The 24082-nt window shown below is 69.4% G+C and carries 22 protein-coding genes and 1 tRNA gene; 8 read left to right on the plus strand and 15 right to left on the minus strand.

All coding sequences use genetic code 11. The annotated features are described in order from the left end of the window. Positions 1-11 precede the first annotated feature (11 nt). The 4 genes from AC1DTW_RS00115 to AC1DTW_RS00130 are packed head-to-tail and all read right to left on the minus strand — an operon-like array spanning position 12 to position 5395. Positions 12-2408 (minus strand): 3-hydroxyacyl-CoA dehydrogenase/enoyl-CoA hydratase family protein, encoded by a 2397-nt coding sequence (locus AC1DTW_RS00115; RefSeq protein ID WP_477977864.1) that lies wholly within the window; start codon positions 2406-2408, stop codon positions 12-14. Positions 2409-2443: 35 nt separating this feature from the next. Next, positions 2444-2902, minus strand: a complete 459-nt coding sequence (locus tag AC1DTW_RS00120; RefSeq protein ID WP_477977866.1) for a DUF2147 domain-containing protein — start codon at positions 2900-2902, stop codon at positions 2444-2446. A 37-nt stretch (positions 2903-2939) separates the two neighbouring features. Then, positions 2940-4730: an acyl-CoA dehydrogenase C-terminal domain-containing protein gene (locus AC1DTW_RS00125; RefSeq protein ID WP_477977868.1), complete on the minus strand. Its 1791-nt coding sequence runs from the start codon at positions 4728-4730 to the stop codon at positions 2940-2942. Positions 4731-4756: 26 nt separating this feature from the next. Further along, a complete protein-coding gene (locus AC1DTW_RS00130) occupies positions 4757-5395 on the minus strand; it encodes a TetR/AcrR family transcriptional regulator (protein ID WP_477978497.1) in 639 nt (212 codons plus the stop codon). A gap of 316 nt (positions 5396-5711) precedes the next feature. Here AC1DTW_RS00130 and AC1DTW_RS00135 point away from each other — a divergent pair, with 316 nt between their 5' ends. Continuing rightward, entirely contained in the window at positions 5712-6698 is a 987-nt protein-coding gene (locus AC1DTW_RS00135) for a 2-dehydropantoate 2-reductase (protein ID WP_477977870.1), read from the plus strand. A 128-nt stretch (positions 6699-6826) separates the two neighbouring features. After that, positions 6827-7384 (plus strand): HNH endonuclease, encoded by a 558-nt coding sequence (locus AC1DTW_RS00140; protein WP_477977872.1) that lies wholly within the window; start codon positions 6827-6829, stop codon positions 7382-7384. Positions 7385-7394: 10 nt separating this feature from the next. Here the strand turns inward: AC1DTW_RS00140 and AC1DTW_RS00145 are convergent, their stop codons facing one another. From AC1DTW_RS00145 to AC1DTW_RS00155, 3 genes are all read right to left on the minus strand, one after another. Continuing rightward, entirely contained in the window at positions 7395-8549 is a 1155-nt protein-coding gene (locus AC1DTW_RS00145) for an ABC transporter substrate-binding protein (protein ID WP_477977874.1), read from the minus strand. A 100-nt stretch (positions 8550-8649) separates the two neighbouring features. Next, positions 8650-9318 (minus strand): glutathione S-transferase family protein, encoded by a 669-nt coding sequence (locus tag AC1DTW_RS00150; RefSeq protein WP_477977876.1) that lies wholly within the window; start codon positions 9316-9318, stop codon positions 8650-8652. Next, positions 9315-9923, minus strand: a complete 609-nt coding sequence (locus tag AC1DTW_RS00155; RefSeq protein WP_477977878.1) for a glutathione S-transferase N-terminal domain-containing protein — start codon at positions 9921-9923, stop codon at positions 9315-9317. Before AC1DTW_RS00155 ends, AC1DTW_RS00150 begins: the two co-directional genes overlap by 4 nt. A gap of 97 nt (positions 9924-10020) precedes the next feature. Here AC1DTW_RS00155 and AC1DTW_RS00160 point away from each other — a divergent pair, with 97 nt between their 5' ends. Further along, positions 10021-10893 (plus strand): LysR family transcriptional regulator, encoded by an 873-nt coding sequence (locus AC1DTW_RS00160; protein WP_477977880.1) that lies wholly within the window; start codon positions 10021-10023, stop codon positions 10891-10893. A 25-nt stretch (positions 10894-10918) separates the two neighbouring features. Here AC1DTW_RS00160 and AC1DTW_RS00165 read toward each other — a convergent pair whose 3' ends face one another. Together AC1DTW_RS00165 and AC1DTW_RS00170 are read right to left on the minus strand one after the other, a co-directional pair. Next, positions 10919-12034 carry an NADH:flavin oxidoreductase/NADH oxidase gene (locus AC1DTW_RS00165; protein WP_477977882.1) on the minus strand — a complete coding sequence of 372 codons (1116 nt, stop codon included), beginning with the start codon at positions 12032-12034 and terminating at the stop codon, positions 10919-10921. Next, positions 12031-12996, minus strand: coding sequence for a DMT family transporter (locus AC1DTW_RS00170; protein WP_477977884.1), 966 nt, complete (start codon positions 12994-12996; stop codon positions 12031-12033). The genes AC1DTW_RS00165 and AC1DTW_RS00170 overlap by 4 nt, the downstream gene beginning before the upstream one ends. A gap of 133 nt (positions 12997-13129) precedes the next feature. Between AC1DTW_RS00170 and AC1DTW_RS00175 the strand changes: the two genes are divergently transcribed. After that, a complete protein-coding gene (locus AC1DTW_RS00175; RefSeq protein ID WP_477977886.1) occupies positions 13130-14002 on the plus strand; it encodes a LysR family transcriptional regulator in 873 nt (290 codons plus the stop codon). Between the two features lie 12 nt (positions 14003-14014). Here AC1DTW_RS00175 and AC1DTW_RS00180 read toward each other — a convergent pair whose 3' ends face one another. The 4 genes from AC1DTW_RS00180 to hrcA form a co-directional block, all read right to left on the minus strand. Further along, positions 14015-15208 carry a Fic family protein gene (locus AC1DTW_RS00180; RefSeq protein ID WP_477977888.1) on the minus strand — a complete coding sequence of 398 codons (1194 nt, stop codon included), beginning with the start codon at positions 15206-15208 and terminating at the stop codon, positions 14015-14017. A gap of 127 nt (positions 15209-15335) precedes the next feature. After that, positions 15336-15551, minus strand: coding sequence for a SlyX family protein (locus tag AC1DTW_RS00185; RefSeq protein WP_477977890.1), 216 nt, complete (start codon positions 15549-15551; stop codon positions 15336-15338). 11 nt (positions 15552-15562) lie between these two features. Next, positions 15563-15640 (minus strand) — tRNA-Ile (locus tag AC1DTW_RS00190). A gap of 50 nt (positions 15641-15690) precedes the next feature. Further along, positions 15691-16701, minus strand: a complete 1011-nt coding sequence (gene hrcA, locus AC1DTW_RS00195) for a heat-inducible transcriptional repressor HrcA (RefSeq protein ID WP_477977892.1) — start codon at positions 16699-16701, stop codon at positions 15691-15693. 80 nt (positions 16702-16781) lie between these two features. On the opposite strand from hrcA, the gene AC1DTW_RS00200 reads away from it, so the two are divergent. The 4 genes from AC1DTW_RS00200 to AC1DTW_RS00215 are packed head-to-tail and all read left to right on the plus strand — an operon-like array spanning position 16782 to position 20901. Continuing rightward, a complete protein-coding gene (locus AC1DTW_RS00200) occupies positions 16782-17657 on the plus strand; it encodes an NAD kinase (RefSeq protein ID WP_477977894.1) in 876 nt (291 codons plus the stop codon). A 1-nt stretch (position 17658) separates the two neighbouring features. Further along, positions 17659-19368, plus strand: a complete 1710-nt coding sequence (gene recN / locus AC1DTW_RS00205; RefSeq protein WP_477977896.1) for a DNA repair protein RecN — start codon at positions 17659-17661, stop codon at positions 19366-19368. Continuing rightward, positions 19365-20285, plus strand: coding sequence for an RNase adapter RapZ (gene rapZ, locus AC1DTW_RS00210; RefSeq protein ID WP_477977898.1), 921 nt, complete (start codon positions 19365-19367; stop codon positions 20283-20285). The genes recN and rapZ overlap by 4 nt, the downstream gene beginning before the upstream one ends. Continuing rightward, positions 20275-20901 carry an LON peptidase substrate-binding domain-containing protein gene (locus AC1DTW_RS00215; protein WP_477977900.1) on the plus strand — a complete coding sequence of 209 codons (627 nt, stop codon included), beginning with the start codon at positions 20275-20277 and terminating at the stop codon, positions 20899-20901. The genes rapZ and AC1DTW_RS00215 overlap by 11 nt, the downstream gene beginning before the upstream one ends. On the opposite strand, the gene mutY is transcribed toward AC1DTW_RS00215, so the two are convergent. Together mutY and AC1DTW_RS00225 are read right to left on the minus strand one after the other, a co-directional pair. Then, a complete protein-coding gene (mutY, locus tag AC1DTW_RS00220; RefSeq protein ID WP_477977902.1) occupies positions 20894-21973 on the minus strand; it encodes an A/G-specific adenine glycosylase in 1080 nt (359 codons plus the stop codon). The two genes, AC1DTW_RS00215 and mutY, sit on opposite strands and share 8 nt — an antisense overlap. Beyond that, entirely contained in the window at positions 21960-23960 is a 2001-nt protein-coding gene (locus tag AC1DTW_RS00225; protein ID WP_477977904.1) for a dynamin family protein, read from the minus strand. The genes mutY and AC1DTW_RS00225 overlap by 14 nt, the downstream gene beginning before the upstream one ends. Positions 23961-24082: the final 122 nt, after the last annotated feature.

The raw sequence follows: 24082 nt of genomic DNA on the forward strand, positions 1-24082 counted from the left end.
CCTCTTCGCGTTCAGTTGCGGACCGGCTTGCCGGTCTGCAGCATGCCCATGATTCTTTCTTGGGTCTTCGGGTGGTCGAGCAGGCCGCAGAAGTGCTTGCGCTCGAGCGCCATCAGGTACTCCTCGCTGACCAGCGAGCCGGCGTCGACATCGCCGCCGCAGACCACGTCGGCGATCAGCGCCGAGATGTGGAAGTCGTGCGCGCTGATGAAGCCGCCGTCGCGCATGTTCGCGAGCTGGGCCTTGATCGTCGCGATCGCATTGCGCCCGGCGACCGGGAACAGCGTGCGCGCCGGCGCGCGGTAGCCGCTCTCGTACATCGCCTTCGCCTGCTGGCTGGCGACGAACAGCAGCTCGTCCTTGTGCGGCACGATCACGTCGCTCCACAGCAGGTAGCCGAACTTGCGCGACTCGATCGCGCTGGTGCCGACCTTGGCCATCGCCGCGTTCGTGAAACCATCGGACAGGAACTTGAAGATGTCGGCGTTGGCATTGCCCGCGCTCGCCATCTCGGCCGCACGCCGCGCGATGTAGGTCAGGCCGCCGCCGCCCGGGATCAGCCCGACGCCGACCTCGACCAGGCCCAGGTAGCTCTCCATCGCCGCGACGCGCTTCGCCGAGTACACCGCCAGCTCGCAGCCGCCGCCGAGCGCGATGCCGCGGATCGCCGAGACGACCGGCACGCTCGCGTAGCGGATGCGCAGCATCGCGTCCTGCAGCTTCTTCTCCTCGGGCAGGATGCCCTTGCCGCCGCTCTTCATGAAGACCGGCATCAGCGCCTCGAGATTTGCGCCGGCCGAGAACACATCGTCGGGCGACCAGATCACCAGGCCCTTGTACTTCGCCTCGGCGATCTCGACGGCCTTGAGCAGCCCTTCGGTGACGAGCGGGCTGATCAGGTGCAGCTTCGCGGTGATGCTGGCGATCAGCACCTCGCCATCGAGGGTCCAGACGCGGACTTCGTCGTTCCTGAACTCCTCGGTGCCCGACTTCAACGGCGCCGCGGCGCCCGAACCGAGCACCGATTCGCGGAAGGCCTGGCGCTGGTACACCGGCAGCGTGCTCGGCGCGACCCAGCGCGCGTGCGCTGCGCTCCACGAGCCCTCGGCACGGTGCACGCCGCCGCTCTCGGCGACCGGCCCCTCGAACACCCAGGCCGGCAGCGGCGCGCTGCTCAGCGCCTTGCCCGCATCGATGTCTTCCTTGACCCACTGCGCGACCTGCGTCCAGCCCGCGGCCTGCCAGAGCTCGAACGGACCCTGGCTGACGCCGAAGCCCCAGCGCATCGCGAAGTCGATGTCGCGCGCGCTCTCGGCGATGTCGGCCAGGTGCACGGCCGCATAGTGGAAGCTGTCGCGCAGGATCGCCCACAGGAATGCAGCTTGCGGGTTCTTCGATTCGCGCAGCAGCTTCAGCCGCTCGGCCGGTGCCTTCTTCAGGATGCGCGCGACGATCTCGTCGGCCTTGCCGCCGCCGGCAACGTATTCGCCGCTGGTCGGGTCCAGGCGCAGGATGTCCCTGCCCACCTTCTTGTAGAAGCCGGCGCCGGTCTTCTGGCCCAGCGCGCCGCGCTCGATCAGCATCGCGAGCACCTTCGGCGTCGCGTAGCTGGCGAAGAACGGATCGCTCTGGAGGTTGTCCTGCAGCGTCTTGATGACGTGCGACATCGTGTCGAGGCCGACGACGTCGGCGGTGCGGAAGGTGCCGCTGCTCGCGCGGCCGAGCTTCTTGCCGGTCAGGTCGTCGACGACGTCGTAGCTCAGGCCGAAGGTCTCGGCCTCCTTCATCGTCGCGAGCATGCCGGCGATGCCGACGCGGTTCGCGACGAAGTTCGGCGTGTCGATTGCGCGCACGACGTTCTTGCCGAGCGCGGTCGTCACGAAGGCCTCGAGCTGGTCGACGACTTCGGGCTGCGTCGTCTTGGTGGCGATCAGCTCGACCAGCGCCATGTAGCGCGGCGGGTTGAAAAAGTGGATGCCGCAGAAGCGCGGCCTGATCTCTTCGGGCAGCACCTCGGAGAGCTTCGTGATCGACAGCCCCGAGGTGTTGCTCGCGACGATCGCGTGCGGCGCCAGCGCCGGCGCAATCTTCTGGTAGAGCGCCAGCTTCCAGTCCATGCGCTCGGCGATCGCCTCGATCACCAGGTCGCATTCCTGGAGCAGCTCGAGGTGCTCCTCGTAGTTCGCCGCCTGGATCAGCGCCGCGTCGTCGTTGATGCCGAGCGGCGCCGGCTTCAGCTTCTTCAGGCCTTCGATCGCCTTCGTGACGATGCCGTTCTTCGGCCCTTCCTTGGCCGGCAGATCGAACAGGATCACGGGCACCTTGCAGTTGACGAGGTGGGCGGCGATCTGCGCGCCCATCACGCCGGCACCGAGGACAGCGACCTTGCGCACGGGGAATCGGTTCATCTTCACTCCTTGATTACGAAAACTCGGGGCCACTGTCATTCAACGCGGATCCACGTCTGGTTGCGGTAGAACGGGCCGATGTAGCCGCGCACCTCGAGCGCCTTGCCGCCATCGATCGGCTTCAGGCGCAGCTTGTAGGTCTTGCCGTTGTTCGGATCGGTGATGTCGCCGCCGGTCCACAGCGCCTTGTCGTCGGCGTCCGGCCTGGCGTTGCGGACGATGGTCATGCCGACGATGGGCTTGCCCTTGCGCTCGTCGGCGCACTTGTCGCAGACATCGTTCTGCTTCGTCGGGTCCAGCACCTTCTCGACCTTGCCCGTCACGACCCCGCCGGCTTCGCTGAGGCGCACGAGAGACTTCTCCTGCTTCGACTCGTCGTCGATCGTCTTCCACAGGCCGACCGGTGTGGCCTGCGCCTGGGCCAGCGACGCGAACAGGCAAAGGCACAGGCACAGGCTCAAAGCGGTGCCGCGGTGGCGGGTGCGATGCATCATGGTGTGTCGTCTCCCTGGGTATCGACCGCGCGGCCGGTCAGAACAGCGCCTCGTCCATCTCCATCAGCGGCGCCGAGCCGGCACGCGCGCTGCGGATCAGCATCGCGGTCTCGGGCAGCAGCTTCGCGAAATAGAAGCGCGCGGTCGTCAGCTTGGCCCGGTAGAACGGATCGCCGCCGTCGAGCTTCGCGAGCGCGACCTTGGCCATGCGGGCCCAGAAGTACGCGAACACCAGGTGGCCGCAGACGCGCAGGTAGTCGACCGCCGCGGCGCCGACCTCGTCGGGGTTCTTGAAGGCCTTCATGCCGATCTCGGTCGTCAGCTTCGTGACCTTGTCGCCGAGGTCGGCGAGCGGGTTGACGAACTCCTGCATCTCTTCGCTGGTGCCTTCGTCCTCGACGAACTGCGCGACCAGCTTGCCGAACTTCTTCAGCTTCGCGCCGTTGTCGCCGAGCACCTTGCGGCCCAGCAGGTCGAGCGACTGGATCGTGTTCGTGCCCTCGTAGATCATGTTGATGCGCGCATCGCGCACGAACTGCTCCATGCCCCACTCGCGGATGTAGCCGTGGCCGCCGAAGACCTGCATGCAGTGCGAGGTCGCGATCCAGGCGTTGTCGGTGAAGAAGGCCTTGACGATCGGCGTGACCAGCGCGACCAGGTCGGCGCATTCGGCGCGCACGTCTGCGTCGTCGCTCGCGAGTTCCTTGTCGAGCTGCAGCGTCGTCCACATCGCCAGTGCGCGCGCGCCCTCGGCATAGGCGCGCGCGGTCAGCAGCATCTTGCGCACGTCGGGGTGATGGATGATCGTGTCGGCCGGCTTGTCGGGGTTCTTCACGCCCGACAGCGAGCGCATCTGGATGCGGTCTTTCGCGTAGGCCACGGCGTTCTGGTACGCGACCTCGGTCAGCCCCAGCGACTGCATGCCGACACCGAGCCGTGCCGCGTTCATCATCACGAACATCGCCGCGAGGCCCTTGTTCGGCTGGCCGACCAGCGTGCCGACCGCGCCATCGAGGTTCAGCTGCGCGGTCGCGTTGCCGTGGATGCCCATCTTGTGCTCGAGGCCGCCGCAGAAGATCGGGTTGCGGCTGCCGAGCGAGCCATCGGCATTGACGAGGAACTTCGGCACGACGAACAGCGAGATGCCTTTCGAGCCGCTCGGCGCATCGGGCAGGCGCGCCAGCACCAGGTGGATGATGTTTTCGGCCAGATCGTGTTCGCCGGCCGAGATGAAGATCTTGTTGCCGGTCAGCTTGTAGCTGCCGTCGGGCTGGGGTTCGGCCTTTGTGCGCAGCAGGCCGAGGTCGGTCCCGCAGTGCGATTCGGTCAGGCACATCGTGCCGGTCCAGTGGCCGCTGGTGAGCTTGGGCAGGTAGGTCGCCTTCTGCGCGTCGGAGCCGTGCGCGTGCAGCGCCTCGTAGGCGCCGTGCGAGAGGCCGGGGTACATCGTCCAGGCCTGGTTCGCCGAGTTCATCATCTCGTACATCGCCTGGTTCACGATGTGCGGCAGGCCCTGGCCGCCGAACGCCGGGTCGCAGCTCAACGCCGGCCAGCCGCCTTCGACGTAGGTCGCATAGGCGGCCTTGAAGCCGGTCGGCGCCTTGACCTCGTGGGTGCTCTTGTCGAGCACGCAGCCTTCTTCGTCGCCGCCCTGGTTGATCGGCGCGAGCACGTTGGCGGCGAACTTGCCGCCTTCCTCGATCACCGCGTTGATCGTGTCGACGTCGATGTCGGCGTGCGCGGGCAGCGCCTTCAGTTCATTGACGACCTGGAGCACTTCGTGCATCACGAACTGCATGTCGCGCAACGGCGGCGTGTATTGGGGCATGGAAACTCCTGGAGGGTGAAATCGGATCAAGTGGATGCGGCGCTGCGCTTGCGGCGCGCCGGCGGCGCGGCCGCGGCGGGCGCCGCGATGTAGTGCGACAGCACGTTCTCGAAGCCGGCGCGGGCACGCGCATCGGCGCCCGGGCGACGCAGGAAGCGCGCGTCGTGGTGCAGCGCGAGGACCAGGCCGTGGATCTCGAACAGCATCTGCTGCGGGTCGGTGTCGGCGCGCAGGTGGCCTTCGTCGATCGCGAGGCGGATCGCGCGCACGAGCGCCGCGTGCCAGGTCTGCACCATGCTGACGAGCGCGTCGCGCACCGGACCGGGCCGGTCGTCGAACTCGACCGCGCCGCTGATGTAGATGCAACCCGCGTCGATCTCGACCGAGACGCGCTTGAACCAGCGGTCGTACATCGCGCGCAGCCGCGGCAGGCCGCGCGGCGCCTTCATCGAAGGCACGAAGATCTCTTCCTCGAACTTCGCGTGGTACTCGCGCACGACCGAGATCTGCAGTTCCTCGCGCGAGCCGAAGTGCGCGAACACCCCCGACTTGCTCATCTGCGTGACCTCGGCCAGCGCGCCGATCGAGAGCCCCTCGAGCCCCATCTGCGAGGCGAGCGCGAGCGCCGCGTCGAGGATCGCCGCGCGTGTTTGCCGCCCCTTCATCAGCGGGCGCGAGGCGCTCGCGGCAGGGGCAGCGGCGTCGCGCTGGGGTTCTTCGTGCAGGAGCGTCGGGTCGGTCACTTTGGCGTGCGGCCAGCGAGGCTGGACATTAAAACGAACGATCGTGCTATTTTGCAGAGGATTGAATGACCGTGGCGTGTCCCGGCGTCGATTTCCGCTGTTTTTCTAGGCTGCCGTGCCTAGAAGCCGGCGCGGCCGCACCCCGGTCTCGAGGGTTAACCCGAAAAGCGCGTCCCCCACGGCGCCGTTGCTACCATCTCCGGCCACGCAACAGGCGGCCAGCGCGCCGAGGTCATCGATGAAGATCGCAGTGGTGGGTTTGGGCGCCGTCGGCGGCTTGATGGCCGCGCGACTCTCGGCGGCCGGGCATCAAGTCAGCGCACTCGCGCGCGGCGCAACGCTCACGGCGCTGCGCGACCGCGGGCTGCGTCTGGTGATGGCCGGCCAGCAGACGAGCGTGCGGATCGCCGCCAGCGACGACGCCGCCGCGCTCGGCGCGCAAGACCTCGTGATCGCCGCGCTGAAGGGCCCGGCGCTCGCCGCGGCCGCCGCGTCGATGCAGCCGCTGCTCGGCGCCGAGACGATCGTGATGCCGGCGATGAACGGCGTGCCGTGGTGGTTTCTGCAGGCCGCGCCGGCGGGCGTCGCACTCGCCGACCGCAGGCTCGCCAGCGTCGACCCCGACGGCCGCATCGCCGCGCTGCTGCCGCTCGAGCGCGTGCTCGGCTGCGTCGTCCACCTGACCTGCTCGAGCCCGGAGCCGGCGCTGATCCGGCACGGCTTCGGCGACCGGCTGATCGTCGGCGAGCCGGCCGGCGGGCGCTCGGCGCGCGCCGACGCGGTCAGCGCGGCACTCGCGCAGGCCGGCTTCCAGACCGAGGCCAGCACCGATGTCCGCCGCGAGATTTGGTACAAGCTCTGGGGCAACATGACGATGAACCCGGTGTCGGCGCTGACCGGCGCCGAGAGCCACCACATCATCGACGACCCGCTGGTGCTCGCCTTCATGCTCGGCACGATGGAAGAGGCGGCGCGCATCGGCGCGCAGATCGGCTGCACGATCACGCAGTCGGGCGACGAACGCATGGCGGTCGCGCGCCAGCTCGGCGCGTTCAAGACCTCGATGCTGCAGGATTCGCTGGCCGGCCGGCCGCTCGAGATCGACGCGCTCGTCGGCGCGGTGCACGAGATCGGCACGCGGCTGGGCATCGCGATGCCGAACATCGGCGCGCTGCTCGGGCTGACCCGGCTGATGGCGCGCGAGCGCGGCCTGTATCCGGCCTGACATCCGGGTCGAACATGACGCGCCGATGACGCGGCGCGGCGAATTCGAGACACTCCGGCGCGGGCCGCCGGGTGGCGCATGATCGGGGGTTGAGGGAACACCCGCCGATGCATTACGCTCGAAACCTCATGGAAGTACTGCAACTCGACATTTCCGGTCGTCCGCAGGCCTGGATTTCGGCCAAGGAAGCGGCCGTGATCTACGCGAGCGACGGCGTCGCCTGGACACTCGGCGATGCCTTCTTCGTGCTGCGCGGCGGCACGCAGCGGCGCACCGGGTTGCAGTCGCGCATCGAGGTCCATCCGATCATCGCGGTGAAGGGCTCGGTGCCGAGCCGGGCCTGGCGCCAGACGCCGGCGCTGTCGAACCCGAAGCTGTTCGCGCGCGACCGCGGCATCTGCGCGTATTGCGGCCACCGCTTCCATTTCGAAGACCTGACCCGCGAGCACATCGTGCCGACCTCGCGCGGCGGGCACGACACCTGGATGAACTGCATCACCGCCTGCCGGCCGTGCAACGGGCACAAGGGCAACCGCCTGCCCGAAGAGCTCAGCATGTCGCTGATGTACCTGCCCTACGTGCCGAACCTGCACGAGGACATGATCCTGCGCGGCCGCCGCATCCTGGCCGACCAGATGGAGTTCCTGCTCGCCAGCGTGCCGCGGCACAGCCGGCTGCACGGTTAGGCGTTCCGGCTTACTCGGGAATGAGGCGCCACGCGCCGTTCGTCAACTGCATCAGCTCGCGGCCGCGCTTGTCGAAGCCCGAGTGATCCGCGGCCGACATGTTGTAGACGCCCTGCGTGCCGACCAGCTCGCGCGTGGACTCCAGCGCGTCGCGCAACGCGGCGCGGAACGCCTCGGTGCCGGGCTGGCCGCGCCGAAGCGCCTCGGGCACCGCGCGCTGCAGCAGCAGGCCGGCATCGAACACATTCGCGCCGAAGGTCGCCGGCTTCGTGCCGTAGAGCTTCTCGTACGCGCCGATGTAGTCGAGCGCGACCTTCTTCGACGGATTGCTGTCGGGCACCTCGCCGAGCACGAGCATCAGGCTCGCCGCCATCACCGCGCCGTCGACCGCCTTGCCGCCCAGACGCACGAAGTCCGGTGTCGCGGCGCCGTGGGTCTGGTAGATCTGCCCCTTGTAGCCGCGCTCGACCAGCGTCGTGTGCGGCAGCACGGTCGGGCCGCCGGCGGCGCCGATCAGCACGGCGTCGGGGTTCGCGGCCGCGATCTTCGTCGCCTGGCCGATCACGCTCTGGTCGCTGCGCTGGAAGCGCTCGTTCGCGATCAGCTTGATGCCGGCCTTCTCGATCATCGGCACGAACACGCGGTACCAGGATTCGCCATAGGCATCGCCGAAGCCGATGAAGCCGACCGTCCTGACACCCTTCTTGACCATGTGCGCGACCAGCGCCTCGCAGATCAGGCTGTCGTTCTGCGTCGTCTTGAAGACCCAGCGCTTCTGCTCGTCCATCGGCAACACGACCGCGGTCGTGCCGACCGGCGCGAGCATCGGCGTCTTCGCCTCGGAGATGAACTGCAGCGCCGCCATCGAGTTCGGCGAGCCCGAGGGCCCGATGATCGCGTCGACCTTGTCGATCAGCAGCTTCTTCAGCAGCGCGACGGTCTGGGTCGAATCGGAGGCGTCGTCGAGCACCGTGTACTCGACATCGAGATTGCCGATCTTCTTCGGCAGCAGCGCCGCGCTGTTCTTCTGCGGGATCCCGACCGCCGCGGTCGGGCCGGTCGCCGAGGCGATCACGCCGATCTTGAGCTGGGCTTGCGCGGCCAGCGTCGTCAGTGCGGCGAGCGCGAGGGCGGCGAGTCGGGCGGTCGAGAACGACGATTTCATCGAGAGAATCTCCGAGGATGGTTGGATGCGCGTGTCTCGCCGCCCGACGCAGGGATCGTGCCGGCGCGCCAGCCGCGAAGCATAGCGGGCCGAACCCCGTTCAACAGAAGAGCGCATGCGACAGCGCCGATCGCCGCTCCGCGAGAAACGTGCGCAGCCGCTGCGGATAGTCCGCGGCGGCGGCGCCGATGACCGACGGGCGTTGCGCAAGAACGCCCCGCCACCCGCGAACCCGCGGCGCGCCGTCGAAGATGCCGAAGTCGCGCAGCGGATCGATCACGTCGAAGTACCGGAACACCGGCGCGAACGCAGCGTCGACGAGACCGAACGCCGCACCGCCGAAGAACGGGTCGCCCGACAGCGCGGCTTCGATGCGCGCGAAGCGCGCGGCGAGTCGATCGCGGCATGCGGCCAGCGCCGCAGCGTCGGGCGCCTTGTAGAAGCCGGCGATGTCGCCGAGCAGCGCCGACGCGAATTCGATCCACGCGCGATGCTGCGCGCGCCGCAGCGGATCGGCCGGGTGCAGGCGCGGCGCGATCGTCTCGTCGAGGTACTCGCAGATCACGGCGGACTCGAAGACCGGCGTGCCATCGACCAGCAGCACCGGCGTCTTGCCGAGCGGCGAGATGGCACCGAACCAGTCCGGCTTGTTCGCAAGATCGACCTCGCGGCGCTCGAACGACGCGCCCTTCTCCGCGAGCACGATCGCGGCACGCTGCACGTACGGACACAGCGCATGCGAGACCAGCGTCAGCCGCGGCGCAGTCACTTGAGCAGTCCCTCGGCGCGCATTGCGGCCTGCACCTGTGGGCGCGCGGCGATGCGGGCGAGGTAGGCCTGCAGCTGCGGATACGCCGCCAGCGACATGCCGAGCAGGCCGGCCCAGTTCAGGATCGTGAACGCATAAGCATCGGCGACGCTGAAGCCGTCGCTCAGGTGCTCGTGCGCCTCGAAGTGGCGGTCGAGCTCGGCGAAGCGAAGCGCGAGCCTGGCCTTCACCGCGGCGCGCGTCGAGTCGGCCGTTTCCCGGTGCCAGAGCCACGGGCTGAAGCCCTTGTGCAGCTCGCTGCTGATGAAGGTCAGCCACTCGGTCACGCGCTGGCGGCGTGGGCTGCCGGGAGCGCCGATCAGCGCCAGCGACGCTTCGCGGTCGGCGACGTACTGCAGCAGCGCGGCCGCTTCGGTGTGGCGCGTGCCGTCGTCGAACTCGAGCAAGGGCACGTAGCCGCGCGGCGAGACGCGCCGGTAGTCGCTGCCGTCGGCGAGCGTGTGCGTCGCGAGATCGACCTTCACGAGCTCGAATGGCAGGCCGGCCTCGCGCAGCGCGATGTGGACGGCGAGCGAGCAGGCGGCGGGGGAGAAGTAGAGCTTCATCACGGGTTCCTCGGGTTCAACGGGTTGCGGGTGAAGCGACTTTATGATTGCATCATCGCCATTGAAATAGGCACTCGAGCAAGCAATGAATGCACTGATGCAATCTCGCCTTGGGCCCGCCGAGCTCGGCGTGGTGCTTGCGCTGCTGCGCGCCGGCAACCTTGCGGGCGCGGGCCAGCTGCTCGGCGTGGACGGCTCGACCGTCTTTCGCACTGTCCAGCGCGCCGAGAAGGCGCTGGGTCAGCGGCTCTTCGAGCGCTCGCGCAGCGGCTACCGCGCGACCGAGCTCGGCCTGCGACTGGCGCAGCACGCCGAGCGCATCGAGGCCGAGCTCGAGGCCGCCCGCGGGGCCGCGCAGCTGGAGCGTGGCACGGTCAGCGGCACGGTGCGGATCAGCACGACCGACACGGTCGTGCACGGCCTGCTGCTGCCGGCCCTGCGCGAGTTGACCACGCTGCACGCGCGGCTGCAGCTCGAGATCAACGCCGGCAACGAACTCGCGAACCTGAGTCAGCGGGAGGCCGACATCGCGATCCGCGCGACGAAGCGCCCACCGCCGCATCTGGTCGGGCGACAGCTCGGGCCGATTCGCGTCGCGGTGCATGCGGCCAGACCGGGCGGCCGGCGCAAGGCGCCTGCGTTGGATCTCGCGAGCGCAGCATGGATTGCGGTCGACGACGCGCTGCCCGAGCACCCGTCCGTACGCTGGCGGCGCCGGCACCTGCCGCAGGTGGTGCCGCGGATGCTGACGAACAGCATCCTGTCGGTGCTCGACGGGATCGTCGCCGGGCTCGGGATTGGCATCGTGCCGCTGTTCCTCGCGCGCGGCCGCAGCGACCTGGTTGCGATCAGCGCGCCGCTCGACGAGTGCGAGACTCAGCTCTGGCTGCTGACGCACCCCGAGTCACGCCATCTGCGGCGCATCTCGACCGTGGCCTCGCACCTCGCGGGTGCGATCGCGCTCGAGTGACGTGCCGCAGCGCAGCGCCGCTCGCTCAGCGCGCGCCGAAGCGCGCGTTCTCGAACAGGTCCTTGAACTCGCGCGGCTGCGAGCGCCAGTACTGCGGCGGCGCGTCGACTTTCGCGCCGAGCCTGGCCGCCGCGTGCCAGGGCCAGCGCGGGTCGTAGAGCATCGCGCGCGCCAGCGACACCGCGTCGGCTTCGCCGTTGGCGATGATCGCCTCGGCCTGCTCGGGCTCGGTGATCAGCCCGACCGCGATCGTCGGCAGGCCGACCTCGGCCTTCACGCGCTGTGCGTACGGCACCTGGTAGCCCGGGCCGAGCTTGATCGCCTGCTGCGGCGAGACCCCGCCGGTCGTCACGTGGATCGCCGCGCAGCCGCGGCGTTTGAGCGCCTGCGAGAGCGCGACGGTGCCGTCGATGTCCCAGCCGCCGGGCACCCAGTCGGTCGCGGAGATGCGCATCCAGACCGGCCGGTCGGCCGGGAAGGCCTCGCGCACGAGGTCGAAGATCTCGAGCGGGAAGCGCATCCGGTTCTCGAGGCTGCCGCCGTATTCGTCGCCGCGCTGGTTCGCGATCGGCGACAGGAACTGGTGCAGCAGGTAGCCGTGCGCGCCGTGGATCTCGATGCCGTCCAGCCCGAGCCGCGCGGCGCGGCGGGTCGCGTCGACGAAGCCCTGGCGCACGCGTGCCAGGCCGGCGGCGTCGAGCGCCAGCGGTGCATCCTCGGTCGACGCGTGCGGCAGCGCCGACGGCGCCACGGCCTGCCAGGCGCCGGGCTCGCCGAGGCGGATCTGCGCCCCGCCCTCCCAGGGCGCGCGGCTCGAGGCCTTGCGGCCGGCGTGCGCGAGCTGCAGCGCGACCTTGATCGGCGCATGCGCGCGCATCGCGGCCAGCACGCGCGCGATGCCGGCCTCGTTCGCGTCCGAGTACAGGCCCAGATCGCCGGCCGTGATGCGCCCCTCGGGCAGCACCGCGGTCGCTTCGACGATCAGCATGCCGGCGCCCGAGAGCGCGAGGTGGCCGAGGTGGATCATGTGCCAGTCCATCGGCGTGCCTTCGTTCGCCGAGTACTGACACATCGGCGCGATCACGATGCGGTTGTCGATCCGCAGCGGGCCGATCTGCAAGGGTGTGAAGAGATGACTCATGGGCTGACGCGGCAGGCGTTCGGGTTCGGGTGGATGGGGGCGACGGTGCGGACAGCACCATACCCCGAAGCGCTCTTCGCCGTGTGGATCAGCAGCGCGCCGACCACCATCGCGATGCCGACGAGTTCATTGGCCGAGGGCAGCTTGCCGAGCGCAACGCTGAGCAGCAGCGCCGAGATCGGCACGAAATTCAGGAAGGCAGTCGCCGTGGCGGCGCCGAGCGCGCGCACGCCGTAGTTGAAGGCCAGCACCGCGATCGCCGAGGACACCAGGCCGACATACAGCAGCGCATGCCATGACAGCGCGAGGCCGGCCGCGCTCGGCGCGTGGGCCAGACCGAGGATCGTCGCGAGCACCGCGCCGAGCAGCAGCAGCGGCCACGACGCGAGCACCGTCAGCGCGGTGTATTCGAGCACGTCGAGCGCGGCGAAACGCGCGGTGCCGCGCGTGTACGCGATCCAGCCGAGCGTGCCGACGAATGCGATCGCATCGCCGAAGCCGGTCGGTGCGCCCGTGTGGTCGTTCGAGAGCACGCCCGAGACGACGACCACGCCGGCGAGCGCCAGCGCACTGGTCAGCAGCGTCGCGCGCGTCGGCCGCACGCCATCGAGCGTCCAGCGCAGCAGCTGCGTGGTCATTGGCGTCGTCGCGATGATGACCGCGCCGTGCGACGGCAGCGAGTGCGCCAGCCCGATCAGCAGCATCACGCTGAAGACGCCGAAGCCGGCGACGCCGCGCAGCGCCAGCGGCGCCGCATGCACGCGCAGCTTGCGCCACGGCACCGCGCCACGCGGTGCCAGCAGCGCGACGAACACCAGGGCCGAAAGGCTGTAGCGGATCAGCGTGAACCAGACCGGATCGACCTCGTGCAGCGCGCCCTTGCTGACCAGGAACATCGCACCCCAGCCGGAGGTGGCGAGCAGCAGCGCGGCAGCGCCGAGCGCGCGTGGCTTCGTGAACATGCAACAAGCTCCGCAGACAATGAATGCGGCGAAGCATCGGCGCCCGGCTGCGGCAGCGCCATTCGCATCTTTGGAGCCGGGTCTCAGGATTTGCGAACGGACAGGCGCACGCGCAGCGCCCAGAATCGGCGCCATGGAGCTCTATCAACTGAAGACCTTCGTCGCGATCGCGCAGGAGGGCAGCCTGACCCGCGCCGCCGAGCGAGTGTTCACCAGCGCGCCCGCGGTCAGCGCGCAGCTGAAGGCGCTGGAGGACGAACTCGGCGTCAAGCTCTTCGAGCGCACGCCGCGCGGCATGGCGCTGACCGAGGCCGGCCAGCGCCTGCTCGAGGAAGCCGAGCGCACCTTGGCGTCGGCGACGCGGCTGCGCTCGGCCGCCGAGCAGTTGCGCGGCGTCGCGCAAGGCGTCGTGCGCTTCGGCACCGTCGTCGATCCGGTCGCGCTGCGGCTCGGAGAGGTGCTGGTCAAGCTCGCCGAGCGGCACCCGCACGTCACGCTGCAGCTGCGCCAGGGACTGTCGTACCAGACGCTGGCAGCGGTGCAGAACGGCGAATTGGACTGTGCCTATGTGCTCAGCGACAGCGAGGCGGTCGAAGGCCTGGAGCTGCGCCGGCTCGGCGCGGTAGACCTGGTCGTGACGCTGCCCGCCGCGACGCCGCACAGCGACATCACGCTGGCCGAGCTGACCGCGCTGCCCTGGGTCGGCACGCCGCCTTCGTGCATCCTGCGCGCGCATGTCGAAGCGCTGTTCGTGTCGGCCGGCCGGGAGTACCGTCCGGGCCAGACCGCCGACAGCGAAAGCGGTGTGCGCAGCATGGTCGCCAGCGGCATGGGCGCCGGGCTGCTGCGCCTTGACCAGGCGGCGCAGGCCGAGCGCAACGGCGAGTTGAAAATCTGGAACGGCTGGCGCTCGCACACCTGGCTGTGCTGGGTCGCCGCAGCCGATGGCCGGCGCGCGGCGACGGTCGATGCGGTCAGGGCGACGGTGTGGGAGGTGTGGGGCTGAGCCGACGAGGCCTCAATGGCCTTCGGCGTCGGCCTCGGCCTCCGGCCACAGCGCCGGAAAGTAGAAGCGCAGCGCATGCAGCGGCAACCCGAAGCGCAGCTTGCCCTGCGGCGTGTCGGACTTCAGCAAGCCGCGCTTGACCAGCGCCGTCAATGCCGAAACGGCCGTGCGATCGCCCAGGCCGGTCATCGCCTTGAACTCGCCCCGCTCGAGCTCGCCGCCGGTCAGGAACAAGTAATGCAATGGACGCAGCGCCTCGCGGCGCACACCCGATCGCAGGGTCTGCTCCTCGAACGCGAGGCAGGCCGCGATGCGGCGCTCCATGGCCGCGAGATCGAGCAGGCCCGTCATGAAGCGGACCTGATCGAGACAGACATCGAGCACGTAGTCGATCCATGCGACCAGCGCCTGCTCGCTCAGGTTGCCGCGACCATCGAGATCGCTGCGGCGCGGCGCATCCGCGTCGGCCAGCAGCGCGTAGTAGCGCTCGGTGGAGCGCGCGAAGCCGCGCAGCGGTGACCACAGCCCGTTCGTGTAGCCGAGTGCATTCAGCATGGCGTGGGTGTGCAGCCGCATCACGCGGCCATTGCCGTCGATGAACGGATGGACCCAGCCGAGCCGCTGGTGCGCCGCCGCCAACGCGACCAGCGACGCCTCGCCGCGACGCACGCCGCGATAGAACGCGGCCCAGCGTTCGAGCAGCGCATCGAGGCTCGCGTGGGACGGCGCAACATGCTCGCCGACCCGCACATCACGCGGACGCAGTTCGCCCGCCACGATCGGTTCGCCTTCAGGTGTGGCGAGATCATGCGCCGGCAGACGCGCGAACAGCTCGCGGTGCAGATCGCACACGGCGCCGACGCTGTAGAGACGCTCGGCGCCGGCATCGCCGACATAGCGCTGCTCGATCGCCGTCTCCGCCTCGATGTGGGCCACGGCGAGGCGTTGGCGGGCTGCGAGATTCTTGTCGTGGGAGAAGTCCTTGCGCAGTGCCTGTTCGATCTCGTGCGGGCGCGTGTGCTGGCCCTCGATGCGGTTCGTGTAGTACGAGTTCATGCCGCGCAGCAGCACACGCAGCTCCGGCGCGATGGATTGGCCGGCCAGCTGGGTGGCCGCCCGCGCGAGGTCATGCGCCTTGGCGAGCAACGGCCCCTGCTGCCGGGTGGATGGAAGCAGCGGCTCGAACTGGTGAGGCGAGTCGCACATGCAGAACCATTTTGCCAACATTCAGGCATGCATAGTTCATTGATTTAAAAGATATTTATTCCTCTTTTGCCAAGATTTTTGCGAAGATGTTTTCGCCCGTCTTCCTGGCGCAGCCGCGGCGCACGTGTCAATAGTGCGGCGGCAATTCGTCGCGCGGGTCGCGCGTTGCGTTGGTCTCAGCGGTCGGCGCCTGCTGGCGCAAGACGGCGACCTCGCGCAGCAGCCAGTCGATCTGGTCCTGCTGGCGTGCGACCAGGCGGTTCAGATGGTCCACCAGGTCTTCGGCGAAGCTGGCCTTGACCTCCAGATCGGTCAGGCGTCGTTCGATCGGGTCGTCGGTCATCGGCTGGATTTTGGTAGGCCGCCCGTGAGTCGAACACGGCACCAACAGATTATGAGTCTGCTGCTCTAACCATCATGAGCTAGCGGCCCGAAGCTGGGGGATTGTAGGCAGCGGGCGGCCCGTGGCTCGTGGCTCGCCGCTACTTGGTGCTCAGCGCGTTGCTGACCAGCCGCGACGTGATGTCGACGATCTGGATCATCCGGTCGTAGGCCATGCGCGTCGGCCCGATCACGCCGAGCGTGCCGACGATCTGGCCGTTGACCTCGTACGGCGCCGAGACGACCGAGAGTTCCTCGAACGGCACGACCATGCTCTCGCCGCCGATGTAGATGCGCACGCCCTCGGCACGGCTGCTGACTTCGAGCAGGCGCATCAGCTGGGTCTTCTGCTCGAACACGTCGAAGAGCTTGCGCAGACTGCCCATGTCGCTGGAGAAATCCTGCACCGTCAGCAGGTTGCGCTCGCCGGAGATCACGACCTGCTCCTGGCTGTCGGCGTGCGCCTCGCTGCCGGCCTGGACCGCGGCCTGCATCAGCGTCGCGATCTCGCCGCGCAGCGCATCGACCTCGGTCTTCAGGCGCTCGCGCACGTCTTCGATCGTCAGCCCGCGGTAGTTCGTGGTCAGGTAGTTGCTGGCCTCGATCAGCTGCGACTGGGTGTAGTCCTGCGCGGTGAAGATCACCCGGTTCTGCACATCGCCGTCGGGCGCGACCATGATCACCAGCACGCGCCGCTCGCTCAAGCGCATGAACTCGATGTGGTGGAACACGCTCGCCTTGCGCGGCGCGGTGATCACGCCGACGAAGCTCGACAGGTTCGACAGCAGCTGCGCGGCATTCGCGATCACGCGCTGCGGCTGGTCGGGCGGCAACTGCGGCGGCGCGGCACCCATGCCGACGAAGGGCTGCGCGGTCAGCATCGTGTCGACGAAGAGCCGGTAGCCGCGCGCGGTCGGGATGCGGCCAGCGCTGGTGTGCGGGCTCGCGATCAGACCGAGGTCTTCGAGATCGGCCATCACGTTGCGGATCGTCGCCGGCGAAAGCTCGAGACCGCTGGCGCGGGAAAGCGTGCGCGAGCCGATCGGCTGACCGTCCGCGATGTAGCGTTCGACCAGGGCTTTCAGCAGGGTTTTCGCGCGCTCGTCCAGCATGTTTCGATTGTAGGTTGCACGGCGTGGGCAGGGGTGTTCGGCGGCCGGCCGAAAGGGGTCGCTGTGGTGTAATCCCGCGCATGGCCAACCGCTTTCGTCACGCCGCGCTCGTGGGCAAATACCAGGCCCAGGGGATCCGCGATGTGCTCGAGGAAATCGCCCAATTCCTGACGCGCCAGGGCCTCGAAGTCTCGCTCGAACAGCAGACCGCGCTGAACACCGGCATCGACGGTTTCGGCGCGCTGACCGTGGCCGAACTCGGCCGCGACTGCGACCTCGCGATCGTCGTCGGCGGCGACGGCACGATGCTCGGCATCGCGCGCCAGCTGGCCCGCTTCGGCACGCCGCTGGTCGGCATCAACCAGGGGCGCCTGGGCTTCATCACCGATGTCAATGTCAGCCAGTTCGCCGAAGCGCTCGCGCCGATGATCGCCGGCGACTACGAGGAAGAACGCCGCACGATGCTCGAAGGCGGCGTCTGGCGCGACGACGCGCTGATCTTCGAGGGCTTCGCGATGAACGACGTGGTCGTCAGCCGCGGCGCGGCCGCGAGCATGGTCGAGCTGAAGGTCGACATCGCCGACGAGTTCGTCGCGAACTTCCGCTCCGATGGCCTGATCATCGGCTCGCCGACCGGTTCGACCGCCTATGCGCTGTCGGCCGGCGGGCCGATCCTGCACCCGGGCATCGCCGGCTGGGTGCTGGTGCCGATCGCGCCGCACGATCTGTCGAACCGGCCGATCGTGCTGCCGGACACGGGCGAGATCAGCATCGAGATCGTCGCCGGGCGCGATGCCAGCGTCAGCTTCGACATGCAGTCGCTCGCGAGCCTGCTGCACGGCGACCGCGTGCGCGTGCGGCGCTCGGCGAGCCAGGTGCGCTTCCTGCATCCGCGCGGCTGGAGCTACTACGCCACGCTGCGGCGCAAGCTGCACTGGAACTCCGGGGTGAACTGAAATGCTGCGCCGGCTGTCCTTGCGCGATTTCGTGATCGTCGCCGCGCTCGAAGTCGAGTTCGACGCGGGCTTCTCGGTGCTGACCGGCGAGACTGGCGCGGGCAAGTCGATCCTGGTCGATGCGCTGCAGCTCGCGCTCGGCAGCCGCGGCGACGCCGGCGTGGTGCGCGAAGGTGCGGCGCGGGCCGAGATCGGGGCCGAGTTCGATGCGCCGGCGAGCCTGGCGGGCTGGCTCGACGAAGCCGGCTTCGATGCCACCGGCGAGACGCTGCTGCTGCGCCGCACGATCGATGCGCAGGGCAAGAGCCGGGCCTGGATCAACGGCAGCGCCGCGACACTCGCACAGCTGCGCGAAGCCGCCGATCACCTCGTCGACATCCACGGCCAGCATGCCTGGCAGAGCCTGACGCGCGCGCCCTCGGTGCGCGCGCTGCTCGATGCGTTCGCCGGCGTCGACGCGGCACCGCTCGCGGTGCTCTGGTCGGACTGGAAGCAGGCCGCCGAGGCCTTGACGGCCGCCGGCACGCAGCAGGCCGGCCTCGACCGCGAACGCGAGCGCCTGGCCTGGCAGATCGGCGAACTCGACAAGCTCGCGCCGGGCGACGACGAATGGGCCGAGCTCGAAGCCGAGCACAAGAAGCTCGCGAACGCGCAGGCGCTGATCGACGCCGCGCGCAGCGCGCTCGATGCCGTCTGCGATGCCGACGACAACGCCGATGCCCTGACCGGCCGCGCGCTGCATGCGCTCGAAGGCGTCGCCGCGTTCGACGCGCAACTCGCGTCGACGATCGAAGTGCTGCAAGGCGCGCAGGCCCAGCTGCAGGACGCCGCGCACACGCTGAGCGGCTACCTGCACCACACCGACCTCGAGCCGCAGCGGCTGCAGGCGCTGGACGATCGGCTCTCGGCCTGGATGGGCCTGGCGCGGCGCTACCGCCGGCCGCCCGAGGAACTGCCCGCACTGCTCGCGCAGTGGAAGGACGAGCTTTGCGCACTCGAGGCCGCGGCCGATCTCGAAGCGCTGCAGCGCGAACTCGCGCGTGCGCTCGCGGCCTTCGAGGCCGAAGCCAGGCGTGTCTCGGCGGCACGCCGCGCGGGTGCGCCCCGGCTCGCGCAGGCGGTCACGCAGGCGATGCAGCAGCTCGGCATGGCCGGCGGCCGCTTCGAGGTCGCGTTATCCAGGCAGGAGGCGCCGCAGTCGTTCGGAATGGAGTCGGCCGAGTTCCTGGTCGCGGGCCACGCCGGCAGCACACCGCGGCCGCTGGCCAAGGTCGCGTCGGGCGGCGAGCTCTCGCGCATCGCGCTGGCGATCGCGGTGACGACGAGCCAGCCGCAGCGCGGCGCCGCGGCACGCGACGAAGCTGCAGCGACGCTGATCTTCGACGAGATCGACGCCGGCGTCGGCGGCGCGGTGGCCGAGACGGTCGGCCGGCTGATGAAGCAGCTCGGCCGCGACCGGCAGGTGCTCGCGGTCACGCACCTGCCGCAGGTCGCGGCCTGTGCCGACCATCACTTCGTCGTCTCGAAGCAGCTGCGCGACGGGCTGACGCTGAGCGAGGTCAACCCGGTCGGCGGCGAGCTGCGGGTCGCCGAGGTGGCGCGCATGCTCGGTGGCGAGCGGCTCTCGAACACCCGTCTCGCCCACGCGCAGGAGATGCTCGCGGTGGGTGCCGATCCGGCGCCGTCGGCACGCGGGCGCAAGCGGTCATGAACGCGATCGAAGGCCCCACCAGCGCGACCTCGCCCCGCGAGGTCGTGCTGGTCAGCGGCATCTCCGGCTCCGGCAAGTCGGTCGCGCTGCATGCGCTCGAGGATGCCGGCTTCTTCTGCGTCGACAACCTGCCGCCCGAGCTGCTGCGCGAGTTCCTGCGGCTCGAGCACGACCGGCTCGATCGGCGCCTCGCGATCGCCGTCGATGTGCGCAGCGCCGGCTCGTTGCCGCACCTGCTGCCGCTGATCCAGCAGCTGCGCGCCGAGGGCGTCGCGATCCAGGTGGTGTTTCTCGATGCGAGCACCGATGCGCTGGTGCGGCGTTTTTCCGAGACGCGCCGACCGCACCCGCTGTCGGCCGACTCCGCGGCGCATCCCCCGGGTGATGCGGCGCCCGACACGCGCCGCGCGCTGGTCGAGGCGATCGAGCTCGAACGCGAGCTGCTCGCCGAGCTGCGCGAGGTCGCCACGGTCGTCGACACCAGCCAACTGCGCCCGGCCCAGCTGCGCATCTGGGTGCGCGACATGGTGCGCGCGGGCAGCAACCGGCTGACGCTGGTGTTCGAGAGCTTCGCGTTCAAGTACGGCGTGCCGCTCGACGCCGACTACGTGTTCGATGTGCGCGTGCTGCCGAACCCGCACTACGTGCGCGAGCTGCGCCCGCTGACCGGGCGCGACGAGCCGGTCGCCCACTACCTGCGCGCGCAACCCGAGGTCGGCGAGATGCTGGCCCAGATCGAGGCCTTCATCGCGCGCTGGCTGCCGGCGTTCGAAAGCGACCAGCGCAGCTACCTGACGGTCGCGATCGGCTGCACCGGCGGTCAGCATCGCTCGGTCTATTTCGCGCAGACGCTGGCCGAGCGATTTCGCGGCCGCTCGGCAACGCTGGTCCGTCACCGTGAGCTCGATGCCCGCTGAACCGGCCGCGCAGGAGTTGCCGCTGTTCCCGCTGCAGGCGGTGCTGTTCCCCGGCGGCCTGCTCGGCCTGACGGTCTTCGAAGCGCGCTACCTCGACCTGATCACGCACTGCCTGCGCGATCGTGCGCCCTTCGGCATCGTCGGGCTGCGCAGCGGCGGCGAGGTGCGGCGCAAGGGCGAAGAGACTGTCAGCTTCGAGCCGATCGGCACGCAGGCCGAACTGATCAGCGCCGACAGCGATCGGCCGGGGATCCTGCAGGTCCGGTGTCGCGGCACGCAGCGCTTCAAGGTCGACGCGAGCCGGCAGCAGGCCGACGGCCTGTGGCTCGCGCGCACCAGCGCGATCGACGACGACGAGACGCTGGCGCCGAACGAAGCACTGCTCGCCACCGTGAAAGCGCTGGCGACGACGATCGCGACGCTGAAGCAGACGAAGAACGAAGCGCCGTTCCTGGAGCCTTACCGCTTCGACGACGCCGGCTGGGTCGCGAACCGCTGGTGCGAGATTCTGCCGATCTCGCAGGCCGCGAAGCAGAAGCTGATGGAGCTGCCCGATCCGATCGTGCGGCTGCAGCTCGTCGACGACTTCCTGCGCAGCAAGGGCGTCGTCAGCTGACCGGCTGGGCCGACGCTTGCAGCAACAGTTTGCGCAGCGGCGAGGGCAGGCCGGCGGCGAGCGCTTCGTCGAGGCCGAACCAGCGGCCACTCGGCCACAGCGCCTCGATGCGCTCGCGCCGCGTTGCCGCCAGTCGGTCGGGCAGGGTCCAGCGGATCGGGTGCAGCGTCCAGTCCAGATGCGTCAGCACGTGCGTGAAGCTCGGCAGTGATTCGCCCCGCCCTGGCCACGCCGCGCTCGCGGTCTCGAAGCGCTGCGCCGAGTCGAACTCCGGCAGGCTCCACAGGCCCGCCCACACGCCGGTTGCCGGGCGCTGCGCGAGCCAGACCGCGTCGCGCCATTGCAGCCACAGCCACACGTGCTCGCGCGTGCCGCGCTTGAGCTTGCGGGTCTTGATCGGATAGCGCTCCTGTGTGCCGACGCGCGCCGCGGCACAGTCGATCTGAACGGGGCACAGCAGGCAGCTCGGCGCGCGCGCGCTGCACAAGGTCGCGCCCAGGTCCATCAGCCCTTGCGTGTAGCGCTCGATCTCGCGTTCGGGCAGCAGCGCGCCGGCCTGGTTCCAGAGCGCACGCTCGTGCCTCGTCTCGGCAAGATCGCCTTCGAACGCGAGCGTGCGCGTCAGCACGCGCTTGACGTTGCCATCGAGGATCGCGACCCGCTCGCCGAAGCAGAACGCCGCGATCGCTGCGGCCGTCGAGCGGCCGATGCCGGGCAGCTGCATCAGCTCGGCGCTGCTGCCGGGAAAGCGCCCGCCATGCCGCTCGACGACCGCCTGCGCGCAGGCGTGCAGGTTGCGCGCACGGCTGTAGTAACCCAGGCCGCTCCAGAGCGCGAACACGTCGTCGAGCGAGGCGGCGGCGAGCGCCGCGACATCGGGAAAGCGCTGCAGGAAGCGTGCGTAGTAGCCCAGAACGGTCGCGACCTGGGTCTGCTGCAACATGATCTCGGAGAGCCAAACGCGGTAGGGATCGCGCGTGTTCTGCCACGGCAGCGTGTGCCGGCCGTGCGTGCGCTGCCACTCGATCAGCCGCGTCGAGAACGACGCGGCCGGCCCGTCAGGCCTGCGCACGTTGGCGCGCGGCACCGAGTTCGAGCGACTGCGGCAACTGCAGCGAGATCAGGTCGTTGCCCGCGACCGGTCCGGCAAGGCTGCGCTCGCGCAACGCATCGAACAGCTGGCGAGCGCGGCGCAACAGGCCCTGCAGCCGCTCGTCCTGCGCTTCGAGTTCGACGATGCGCAGTTCCAGATCGCTCGCCGCGCTCTGCACGCGCTCGAGCGATTCGCGCCGGCGCCTGAAATTGCGGCGGCGCTCGCGCAGTTGCGAGTCGACCTGCGACGAGGTTGCCTTGTTCCACAGTTCGAGCTCGGCGCTGGCGTTCTCGAACACCACACGCAGCTTGGAAACCAGCATGCGGCGGAACTGCTCCATGAACTTCGGCTGAGCCAGGCGCAGCGCCTGGCTCAGGCCGAGGTACTGCGTGTAGCTGGTCTCGATCTCGCCGAGTTCGCCGATGAAGCTCGCCAAGTCGGGCGACTTGCTCATCGCCAGGCTGAAGCCGAATTCGCCGTTGAGCTTGCCGAATGACGCACCGAGCATGTCTCGGATCTCGTTGCTGCGCTTCTGGCCTTGCTCGAGCAGCAGGCGCAGCCGCGCACACATCGCAACGAAGGCCTTTCTCGCACCGAGGTTCAGCAGCGACGCGCTCATCTGCGCCTGCATCTCGGCCACTTCTTCGCGCAGCCGATCGGACGACAGCCCGACCAGCGCATCCTTCAGCATGCGGCTGTGAACGACACGCAGCGCCTGCAGCCGCACCGTGCATTGCTCGAATTCGGTCGTCTCGGCATCGATGCGCTCGAGCATCAGCCGCAGCTTGCCGCCGCTCTTGCCGCGCAGTCCGCGCAGCTCGAACATCTGCTCGGCGAGCTGGCGACGCTGGTCGCCCAGGCGCCGCGCGACATGGTTTTCCAGTTGCTGGGCGCCATCGGTCACGACCTGCTGGAGCACCTGGCGGCGCTGCGGCAGCAGCTGGGAGCCGAGCGCGGCTTCGAGCGCCGGCAGGCGGCTTTCGAGGAGCGCCCGGTCATCGTTCGCGACCCGCGCCGCAAGCGCCTGACGGGCCGACAGCGGGAACACGCGCTCGACGCCGATGCCGAGGGTGCGCGCGGTCTCGGCGCACTGCGAGGCGATCTGCGCATCGACCTGCTCGGCTGTCGCGAGCGGGTCGGCCAGCGCGTCGATCTTGTTCAGCACGACGAAGCGCGACAGCGCGTGCGTGCCGAGGTGATCGCGCCAGACGCCGAGGTCGGACTTGGTCACGCCGGTGTCGGCGCCGAGGATGAAGACGGTCGCGTGCGCGGCCGGCAGCAGGCTCAGCGTCAGCTCGGGCTCGGCGCCGATCGCGTTCAGCCCCGGCGTATCGAGCACGACCAGGCCTTGCTTCAGCAGCGGATGCGGATAGTTGATCAGCGCGTGGCGCCAGGCCGGCACCTCGACCCGGCCTTCGCCGTCGACGGGTGGGTTGTCGTCGACCTGCTCGTCGTCCCAGAAGCCGAGTTCGCGCGCGCGATCCTTGCCGACGAACTTCGTGCGCGTGACCTCCTGAAGCGATTCGGCGAGCCGCTCTGGGTCGCTGATCTGCAGCGGCCGGATGGTCCACGCGCGGCGCTGGGGTCGCAGCTCACCGAGCGACAGCCCTTCGAGCCGGGTCTCGATCGGCAGCAGCATCAACGCGGCGCTTTCTTCCGCGTCCCACGCCAGTTCAACCGGGCACATCGTCGTGCGGCCCGGTGTCGCCGGCAGTACGCGGCGGCCGGTGTCGGCGAAGAAGATCGCGTTGATCAACTCGGACTTGCCGCGCGAGAACTCGGCGACGAACGCGACCACGAGCTTCTCGTTGGCGAGGCGCTCGCGCATCGCGCCCAACTGCGCCGAGGCGGCCGCGTCGACCATCTCGTGGTCGGCCAGATAGCGCCCGACATCGTCGAGCCGCCGCGCGAGCGTCGTTCGCCAGCCGCTCAGGGCGTCGAGGCTGATCGCGAACGAAGGGGTCATGGGCTGCAGGATTTGGCGTGAGGTCCGGACGGCGGGTCATGCTAGCGCAAGGGCGCTGCACTGATCCGCCGGAAACATCTGCTCACCAACGAGTTCGGCGCGAAGCGCGAATGATTGCTCGA

The sequence above is a fragment of the Rhizobacter sp. P5_A1 genome (assembly GCF_056400745.1).

Excerpts from the sequence above, each read along its gene's own strand:
- recN (WP_477977896.1), top strand. The coding sequence starts at position 17,659 with ATGCTGCGCCGGCTGTCCTTGCGCGATTTCGTGATCGTCGCCGCGCTC.
- AC1DTW_RS00170 (WP_477977884.1), bottom strand. The coding sequence starts at position 12,996 with ATGTTCACGAAGCCACGCGCGCTCGGCGCTGCCGCGCTGCTGCTCGCC.
- AC1DTW_RS00135 (WP_477977870.1), top strand. The coding sequence starts at position 5,712 with ATGAAGATCGCAGTGGTGGGTTTGGGCGCCGTCGGCGGCTTGATGGCC.
- AC1DTW_RS00160 (WP_477977880.1), top strand. The coding sequence starts at position 10,021 with ATGCAATCTCGCCTTGGGCCCGCCGAGCTCGGCGTGGTGCTTGCGCTG.
- AC1DTW_RS00165 (WP_477977882.1), bottom strand. The coding sequence starts at position 12,034 with ATGAGTCATCTCTTCACACCCTTGCAGATCGGCCCGCTGCGGATCGAC.
- AC1DTW_RS00185 (WP_477977890.1), bottom strand. The coding sequence starts at position 15,551 with ATGACCGACGACCCGATCGAACGACGCCTGACCGATCTGGAGGTCAAG.
- AC1DTW_RS00175 (WP_477977886.1), top strand. The coding sequence starts at position 13,130 with ATGGAGCTCTATCAACTGAAGACCTTCGTCGCGATCGCGCAGGAGGGC.
- AC1DTW_RS00180 (WP_477977888.1), bottom strand. The coding sequence starts at position 15,208 with ATGTGCGACTCGCCTCACCAGTTCGAGCCGCTGCTTCCATCCACCCGG.
- AC1DTW_RS00130 (WP_477978497.1), bottom strand. The coding sequence starts at position 5,395 with ATGAAGGGGCGGCAAACACGCGCGGCGATCCTCGACGCGGCGCTCGCG.
- AC1DTW_RS00125 (WP_477977868.1), bottom strand. The coding sequence starts at position 4,730 with ATGCCCCAATACACGCCGCCGTTGCGCGACATGCAGTTCGTGATGCAC.
- AC1DTW_RS00115 (WP_477977864.1), bottom strand. The coding sequence starts at position 2,408 with ATGAACCGATTCCCCGTGCGCAAGGTCGCTGTCCTCGGTGCCGGCGTG.
- AC1DTW_RS00225 (WP_477977904.1), bottom strand. The coding sequence starts at position 23,960 with ATGACCCCTTCGTTCGCGATCAGCCTCGACGCCCTGAGCGGCTGGCGA.
- AC1DTW_RS00120 (WP_477977866.1), bottom strand. The coding sequence starts at position 2,902 with ATGATGCATCGCACCCGCCACCGCGGCACCGCTTTGAGCCTGTGCCTG.
- AC1DTW_RS00145 (WP_477977874.1), bottom strand. The coding sequence starts at position 8,549 with ATGAAATCGTCGTTCTCGACCGCCCGACTCGCCGCCCTCGCGCTCGCC.
- AC1DTW_RS00140 (WP_477977872.1), top strand. The coding sequence starts at position 6,827 with ATGGAAGTACTGCAACTCGACATTTCCGGTCGTCCGCAGGCCTGGATT.
- AC1DTW_RS00200 (WP_477977894.1), top strand. The coding sequence starts at position 16,782 with ATGGCCAACCGCTTTCGTCACGCCGCGCTCGTGGGCAAATACCAGGCC.
- hrcA (WP_477977892.1), bottom strand. The coding sequence starts at position 16,701 with ATGCTGGACGAGCGCGCGAAAACCCTGCTGAAAGCCCTGGTCGAACGC.
- rapZ (WP_477977898.1), top strand. The coding sequence starts at position 19,365 with ATGAACGCGATCGAAGGCCCCACCAGCGCGACCTCGCCCCGCGAGGTC.
- AC1DTW_RS00215 (WP_477977900.1), top strand. The coding sequence starts at position 20,275 with ATGCCCGCTGAACCGGCCGCGCAGGAGTTGCCGCTGTTCCCGCTGCAG.
- AC1DTW_RS00155 (WP_477977878.1), bottom strand. The coding sequence starts at position 9,923 with ATGAAGCTCTACTTCTCCCCCGCCGCCTGCTCGCTCGCCGTCCACATC.